Here is a 6,507-nt window from a genome sequence, read left to right on the forward strand (position 1 = left end):
TCGCTCCAGCAGTATGGAATGTGCGTTTCCCGAGCGACGTTAAGGCTTGACATCGATGGCAAGGTCAACCTGGGAGTGGAGCCGGCGCATGCTGATCGGTGAGTTGTCGCGGCGCACCGGGGTGAGCACACGGCTGCTGCGGTACTACGAGGCGCAGGGAGTGCTGGAGGCCGGTCGCGGCGCGAACGGCTATCGCTTCTACGACGAGAACTCCGTGGTCACCGTGCGTCAGGTGCGCGCGCTGCTGAAGGTGGGTCTGTCGACCGAGGTGATCCGCGTGGTGTTGCCGTGCGTGCGCGGCGAGCGTCCGGACTTCGAGTGGTGTGCCGAGCTCTGGGACATTCTGACCGGCGAGCTCGAGGCCATGGATAAGCGCATTGACGATCTCCAGCGCAGCCGCGGCGCCCTGGCGGGCTTCCTCACCCGGCCCTGACCGATCAGGACGGCGGCGCTCGCTGAACGACGGGACTCCGGTCACCGCCCGACTCCTTCGTCCGGGTGCGTTCTCTGGCACCAGGAAGTGGGGCGAACCTTCCGCTCGCCCCGAACTTTCAAAATCCCGGCGCGACGGGAGGAATGTCATGCACAGTGTGATCATGATAAATCGCCGGTAACCCCGGACCACCACCTGATGCAGAAGCACCGCCTCTGCCGCTGGACGGCACGAGTCGGTAACCGACCGTATCGGAGCACCAGATCAACACATCACATCGCCCTGGCATGGACGACCGGCGCCGCATCCCGTTAGCCCGCTCGCTCGCCCGGAGCTGCCTCTCCGCCGCCCTCGCCCTCGCCTTCCTCGCAGCCGCCCTTTCCACGAGCGTCGTCCCCGGCGACTTGCGAACGAGCGGGGCGGAAGAGACCGTCAGCGCCATCGACGCCCGGCCCAACGACGGCTCCGGCTACTGGCCGGACTTCTCGAACACCGGCTATGCCAACACCCCGGCCAACGCCGGAGGGCTGGGCCTGGGCGCGTACCCGGGCAAGCTCACCGACTACGCGTCGGGCATGAGCGCCGACAAGCCGCTGAGGCTCGAGTTTCCGGACAACAGCGTCATCTCCTACAAGCGCTTCCTGGGCTTGAAGGTGCTGATCTACGGCGACAACCTGACGTTCGTCGGCTGTCTGTTCGAGGGCACCAACCCCAACGACAACCTCGTCCAGATCTACTCCGACAACAACATCAAGTTTCTCTACTCGACGTTCAAGCCGAACTCCTACGCGATGCCTCCCGGCAACGACGGCACCGTCTCGTCGTCCCACTCCAAGCCCGGCACGCCCTTCGACAAGTCCTGGCAGCTGGCCACGACGATGAAAGAAGCCGTGGCCGTCATGGACCACAACGACATCTGGGGCAACGCGGGCATGATCATGGTGACGGGATTCCCGGGCCGCCCGTCGACCTGGACGAACAACTACATCCACGACATGGCCGACACCTCACATGACGTCTACCACCACGACGGCATCGGCCCGCAGAGCGAGGGCGACGGCGGTCCGATGATCGTCGACCACAACACCCTGGCCTCCGTGGGGAACACCAACGGCCTGGCCCTGCAGGGCAGCGGCGTGTACGACCACATCTCGGTCACGAACAACTACGTCTCCGGCTGGGGTTACGCGCTCTCCATCGGCGTGACCAACAACGCCACGAACATCACCGTCACCGACAACGTCTTCTCGGCGGAGCTCGAGCAGCTGTACGGCTTCCTGTACGGCAACATCTGGGGCGGGTCGGCGCGTGGCTCCACCTGGCGCCGCAACCTCATCCAGGCCCGTACGGGAGACGACAACCGCACCTATACGACGGCCGACCACGGCAAGTATCTGTGGCCGACCGGCCAGACCCATACCACCGACTACACGGGCTGAGACTCTTCCCATGTGACGCCCGCGGGACCACTCGCTGCTCTTCGCGATCCATACCGCCCGAAGAGCAGCGAGGCCACGACCGGCCACCGCTTTATGGAGAGCCCTTACAGAACGGACGCTTTCTGGAGGGCCCTTACGGAACGGACGCGCCGACCGGTCGGTGATCGACGACCTTTGCCGACCGATGAACTACAGTCGTCCGCCATGGCCGAATCCTCCTCCTATCTGACCGCGACGGCGGACGCCTACGACGCCGTCGCCGACCTCTACGCCGATCTCGCCCGAGACTCGCTCGACCGCCTGCCCCTGGATCGCGCGATAGTCGCCGCGTTCGCCGAACTCGTACGGGCCGCCGGGCCCCGGCCCGTCGCCGAGGCCGGCTGCGGTCCCGGGTACATGACGGCACACCTGCGCAACCTCGGACTGGACGCCTTCGGCGTCGACCTGTCTCCCGCACTGATCGACATCGCCCGCAGAGACTACCCCGACCTGCGTTTCGAGGTCGGTTCGATGGGCGCCTTCGACGTGGCCGACGGCGAGCTGGGCGGTCTGCTCTCTTGGTACTCCCTCATCCACATCCCACCACCGGAACTGCCGCCATACTTCGCCGAGTTCCGCCGGGTGCTGGCTCCGGGTGGTCACCTCCTGCTCGGCTTCTTCGAATCCGAGGGCGGTCCGGTGCTGGAGTTCGACCACAAGGTCACGCCGGCCTACCGGTGGCCGATCGACGACTTGGCCGACCTGGCCCGCAAGGAGGAGTTCGTCGAGGTGGGGCGGATGTTGCGCGAGCCTTTGGAGGATGAACGATTCCGCCGTGGCCACTTGCTGATGCGCAGACAAGCCGCCGCCATGTGCTGATGCGCGCACGTTAAGGCCTCTTTCTTAGATCTACTGACTAGTTGTGGCGATGTTGTCACGTAGCGCATGGGACTTGGTGGCTTGACGCCGAGTGGGAGTGGCTCCGGCCGCTGCTGCCCGAAGGCGGCCAGCGGGGCGGGCGATGGAACGACCGCCGTCAGACGATCAATGGCGTGTTGTACCGGGCCCGGACCGGGCTGCCCTGGCGTGACTTTCCCCAACGGTTCGGTCCCTGGATCACGGTCTACAAGCGGCATCGCCGCTGGTCGGCCGATGGCACCTGGCAGATGCTGCTGACCGCGATCCAGGCCGGGCAGGACGCCGAGGGGCGCCTGGATGGGGACATCGCAGTGGACTCCACCATGGTGCGGGCGCACCAGCACGCCGCGGGCGCGCCCCGCACACCGCCCTCGCCGCCTGCCGCGCCGGGGCGGCAAAAGGGGGACGCCGTAAGGACAAACCGGGGCGATCCGGTGTTGGCCACACTGGCCGCCCGGCTGGCGGAGGTGGTCAGACTGGGGAGTGCCTAGGCTGCTCCCGAGGCGGCTTCACCACCAAGATCCACTTGTCCGCGCGGACGGCCGCTGCCGGGCCTTGTCGCTGGTCCTGACGCCGGGCCAGTACGGCGACAGCCCGCAGTTGCCTAAGGTGCTGGGCGCCATCCGCATCCCTCGGCCGGGCTTCGACGCCGACCACTACAAGCACAGGAACGTCGTCGAACGGGCGACCCTTGACCGATGGCAAAACCTACGACAAGGAGTTCTCCGGCCAGTACGTCCGGACCCCGCACAAGCAGGACCCGCAGATCGCCATGATCCCGCTGCTGTCCTTCGGCCTGGCCGACACCGTCCGCTGCCTGCTCGGCCCCCGGATCGTGCTGCGCAACTCGAACGTGCGCGTCACCCGCCCACGTACCGGGGACGGAACCGTGTGGCACACCTCGCCACCGTCGCGGCTGGTATCCGCGCCGACCGTGATCGCCTGCCTGATCTACCTCGACGCGGCGGACGAGCAGACCGGGCCACTCCTGATGGTGCCGGGCAGCCACCACCGTCCCGACCGGCCGCCGGCCGCCGACGACCCCTTCGACGACCAGGTCACGATTCAGGTTCAGCCTGGCGAGGTCGTCCTGATGGACGCCGCCCTGTGGCACCGCGGCGGAACGAACCACAGCGAGCGGGCGCGCCGCCTGCTCACTCTGCAACTGTCGTCGATCTTCATGCCGGAGTTCAACTTCGAGCCCAGTCTCCCCTCAGCCGACTATCAGCGGCTGCTCGAACAGGCTCGATCGAGCGAGGACGAGCCGCTGCTGGAACTGCTCGGCCATGGCGGGCTCAATCCGATCAGCGCCCGCTACTGGCCGCACCGCAGGAGGACAGATGATTCTTTACCGCGTGGCCGTCACTGCTGACCCTGGCCATCTGGAGCGCGCTCGCCGCATGTTCTACGAATTGGCCGACGCCAGCCGTCGAGTCCCAGGGGTCATCAACTTCGACATCTTGCAGGACCCCGACGAGCCGCACCGGTTCGTGTCGATCGAGGTCTACGCCGATGAAGAGGCGGTGGATCGCTAGGGCAAGCTGCCGCAGCTCGATGCGGTGATGGAGGCGTTCCCCACGCTGCTGAGCGCGGGGCCCGAGGGAAGAAGGTTCGTCGTGTCGGGCAGTGAGCCGTGGCCGTCGTGACGGCCCGAACCCCTACAGCTACGGCCATCCGCCACAGCTCCCCACCACACGCGGAGCGCTGCTCTACTGATCGTTAACGTGCGGGAATATCTCTTCCCGTACGCGTGAACCGTACGGCGTACACTTCACGAAACGACGGGCGTAATGCCGTCCGCGACTGGGCTCTCCAGGGCGCCTGGGCCGCCTCTGGGGGTGCGGCCGGGACACGACCAGAAAGGGGCCACCACTTGATCACGTGTTCGTGTTGCTCGACGATGACAAGGACGCCCCTCAGGGGCAGCGAGCACGAGACCACGGATACGGCGGGTCCCTCATCCGGGAGGGACGTGCGCAGGACGGAGCGGGAACATGTCATGGCAGGCGTATGTGGATACCAGTCTTCTAAGCAGTGGCCAGATCGACGCAGGGGCGATCTTCAGCGTTGCCGGCGATGCGGTCTGGGCCGCTAGCCCTGATTTCCGCGTCACCCTCGAGGAGGTCAAGACGATCGTCGGCGCGTTCAGCGACTCGTCCAGTGTGCAGACCAACGGTTTTCACGTTGACGGCGACAAGTACATGTACGTCCATCATGACGACCGCTCAGTGATGGGCAGGAGGCACGACTATGCCGTGATCATCTGGGTGAAGACCAAGCAGGCCCTCATCGTTGGGAGAACCCCGCCGGGTAGCCATCCACAGGCAGCCGAAAAGGTGGTCGAGGCTCTCGCCGACTACCTCATCAGCCTCGGCTACTGAGGGCCTGATGTCCCCTCACGTCCGTTGGGCGAGGCGCCGACACTTGTGCGGCCGCCCATTCCCGCAGCCGATCTCAACCGAGTGGCGCCGACCCTGGCGGCTTCCCATGCGCTCGCCCATCTGCCCGCTTGGCAGCGCCACGACCACGGAGTGTGAAAGTCTGGCCGCCTAGCGTGCTGCCGGTCTTGACGACCGCGATGCCCCACAGCGGCTCTGCCCCCAGCGGGTTGGCGCGGGCAGAGTCCTTCTCGGAGAAGTACACGGGACCGTACGACAGTTCGGCGTCCCAGGTTGTCCAGGTCAAAGGCATGGTGATGCGCTCCCGTTGTGTCGATGGGCCCACCAATAGATGGCCTTGCCGGATTGGACGCACCGCGACCGGCCCCATGTTGCCCTGCATCGTGGGCCCGTAATTGATCTCCATCCCAGTCCAACCGGAGCTGGCGATCCGTGACCTGCGTGGACGCCCCACGTGCTCGATGCGAACGCGGAGTCCCACCATTTGCCGTAGTGGGTCGTCATCCCGGAGGCGTCGAACCACATGAACTGGTTATCGCTGTTGTCGTTGTCGTAGCCGATCCGGCTGTAGTCCTCGGCCGACTCCAGGAAGCCGCCGTTGGGGTTGGAGGTGCTCGGGCTCAGCACTTCGAGTTTCGTCCAGCCAGCTGCCACGGTGAAGAACGTCCGCGTCGTCATGCCCGTGTTGGTGTCGGACGTGATGCGGAAGGTCGCCTCACCGGCGAAGTCGTCGTCGCTGGTCCACAATCGGCTGTAGTTGGTGTTGCCGTCCGGATAGAAGCGGACATCCATTGAGCCAACGGCGACCAGGTCACGGTGGCCTGGCCGCGTGCGTAGCCGTGCTCATCCAGGTAGGCAGCCGGCTCGACGATGAGGCCCTGCGGCGCGGCCGGGGTCCGGTTGTTCGTCTCCGGAGCGGGACCGCCGCCGGATCCGCCCGATGACCCCCCGCCGTCGAGGATCCCGGCGGCCTGCCGAGCCAAGCGGATTTCCCTCTCCAGGAAGCGGTCATTCAAGACGACGTTTCCGCCGACCTGGCCGTCCGTATCCACTGACAGGGTGATCTGCCGCAGCCGAAGCGACTGCATCGCCCCTCACGGTGGGCACCCGTTCCGCAGGCCATCCGATCGACCCACAACGCGAACGACTCGCCGTATGCCGGTGTCACCACCAGCGCCAGTCGTCGGGGCCAGACCACCGTCATTCCGGCCGAACCTCCTGCCGTACACGCCTCTACCGCCAACTGACATTGGGGGCGTTAGTTGGCCCATGGGAGCGGTAGATGGCCCGGCTGTCGAGGCGCTGGGAGCGAGATTGAGCCGAAGCACGGTAGTCATCA

At 66.1% G+C, this 6,507-nt stretch carries 7 protein-coding genes and 1 pseudogene; 7 read left to right on the forward strand and 1 reads right to left on the reverse strand.

From position 1 onward, the window contains the following. The first annotated feature begins 88 nt into the window (after positions 1-88). The 7 genes and pseudogenes from ACGFJ2_RS47530 (at position 89) to ACGFJ2_RS47560 (ending at position 5,150) form a co-directional block, all read left to right on the forward strand. The gene (locus ACGFJ2_RS47530) at positions 89-433 is read left to right on the forward strand and encodes a MerR family transcriptional regulator (protein WP_393479886.1); all 345 of its coding nucleotides are present in this window, start codon (positions 89-91) and stop codon (positions 431-433) included. Between the two features lie 287 nt (positions 434-720). Beyond that, positions 721-1,872, forward strand: coding sequence for a hypothetical protein (locus ACGFJ2_RS47535; RefSeq protein WP_393479889.1), 1,152 nt, complete (start codon positions 721-723; stop codon positions 1,870-1,872). A gap of 204 nt (positions 1,873-2,076) precedes the next feature. Beyond that, the gene (locus tag ACGFJ2_RS47540; protein WP_393479891.1) at positions 2,077-2,730 is read left to right on the forward strand and encodes a class I SAM-dependent methyltransferase; all 654 of its coding nucleotides are present in this window, start codon (positions 2,077-2,079) and stop codon (positions 2,728-2,730) included. A gap of 41 nt (positions 2,731-2,771) precedes the next feature. Beyond that, a pseudogene (locus tag ACGFJ2_RS47545) lies at positions 2,772-3,483 on the forward strand (IS5 family transposase); the annotation flags it as partial. 58 nt (positions 3,484-3,541) lie between these two features. Next, complete coding sequence (locus ACGFJ2_RS47550) at positions 3,542-4,141, forward strand: phytanoyl-CoA dioxygenase family protein (protein WP_393479914.1); 600 nt, start codon at positions 3,542-3,544, stop codon at positions 4,139-4,141. Next, entirely contained in the window at positions 4,125-4,304 is a 180-nt protein-coding gene (locus tag ACGFJ2_RS47555; RefSeq protein WP_393479894.1) for a putative quinol monooxygenase, read from the forward strand. The genes ACGFJ2_RS47550 and ACGFJ2_RS47555 overlap by 17 nt, the downstream gene beginning before the upstream one ends. Before the next feature lie 459 nt (positions 4,305-4,763). Next, positions 4,764-5,150, forward strand: coding sequence for a profilin (locus ACGFJ2_RS47560; RefSeq protein ID WP_393479896.1), 387 nt, complete (start codon positions 4,764-4,766; stop codon positions 5,148-5,150). Positions 5,151-5,450: 300 nt separating this feature from the next. Here the strand turns inward: ACGFJ2_RS47560 and ACGFJ2_RS47565 are convergent, their stop codons facing one another. Further along, positions 5,451-5,960, reverse strand: coding sequence for a hypothetical protein (locus ACGFJ2_RS47565; RefSeq protein WP_357954260.1), 510 nt, complete (start codon positions 5,958-5,960; stop codon positions 5,451-5,453). Positions 5,961-6,507: the final 547 nt, after the last annotated feature.

The organism is Nonomuraea sp. NPDC049028 (genome assembly GCF_043197735.1).
GTDB lineage: Bacteria > Actinomycetota > Actinomycetes > Streptosporangiales > Streptosporangiaceae > Nonomuraea.

Bases quoted from the DNA above. Each gene is read 5' to 3' on its own strand.
- ACGFJ2_RS47530 (WP_393479886.1), top strand. From the start codon at position 89: ATGCTGATCGGTGAGTTGTCGCGGCGCACCGGGGTGAGCACACGGCTG.
- ACGFJ2_RS47535 (WP_393479889.1), top strand. From the start codon at position 721: ATGGACGACCGGCGCCGCATCCCGTTAGCCCGCTCGCTCGCCCGGAGC.
- ACGFJ2_RS47540 (WP_393479891.1), top strand. From the start codon at position 2,077: ATGGCCGAATCCTCCTCCTATCTGACCGCGACGGCGGACGCCTACGAC.
- ACGFJ2_RS47550 (WP_393479914.1), top strand. From the start codon at position 3,542: ATGATCCCGCTGCTGTCCTTCGGCCTGGCCGACACCGTCCGCTGCCTG.
- ACGFJ2_RS47560 (WP_393479896.1), top strand. From the start codon at position 4,764: ATGTCATGGCAGGCGTATGTGGATACCAGTCTTCTAAGCAGTGGCCAG.
- ACGFJ2_RS47565 (WP_357954260.1), bottom strand. From the start codon at position 5,960: ATGGATGTCCGCTTCTATCCGGACGGCAACACCAACTACAGCCGATTG.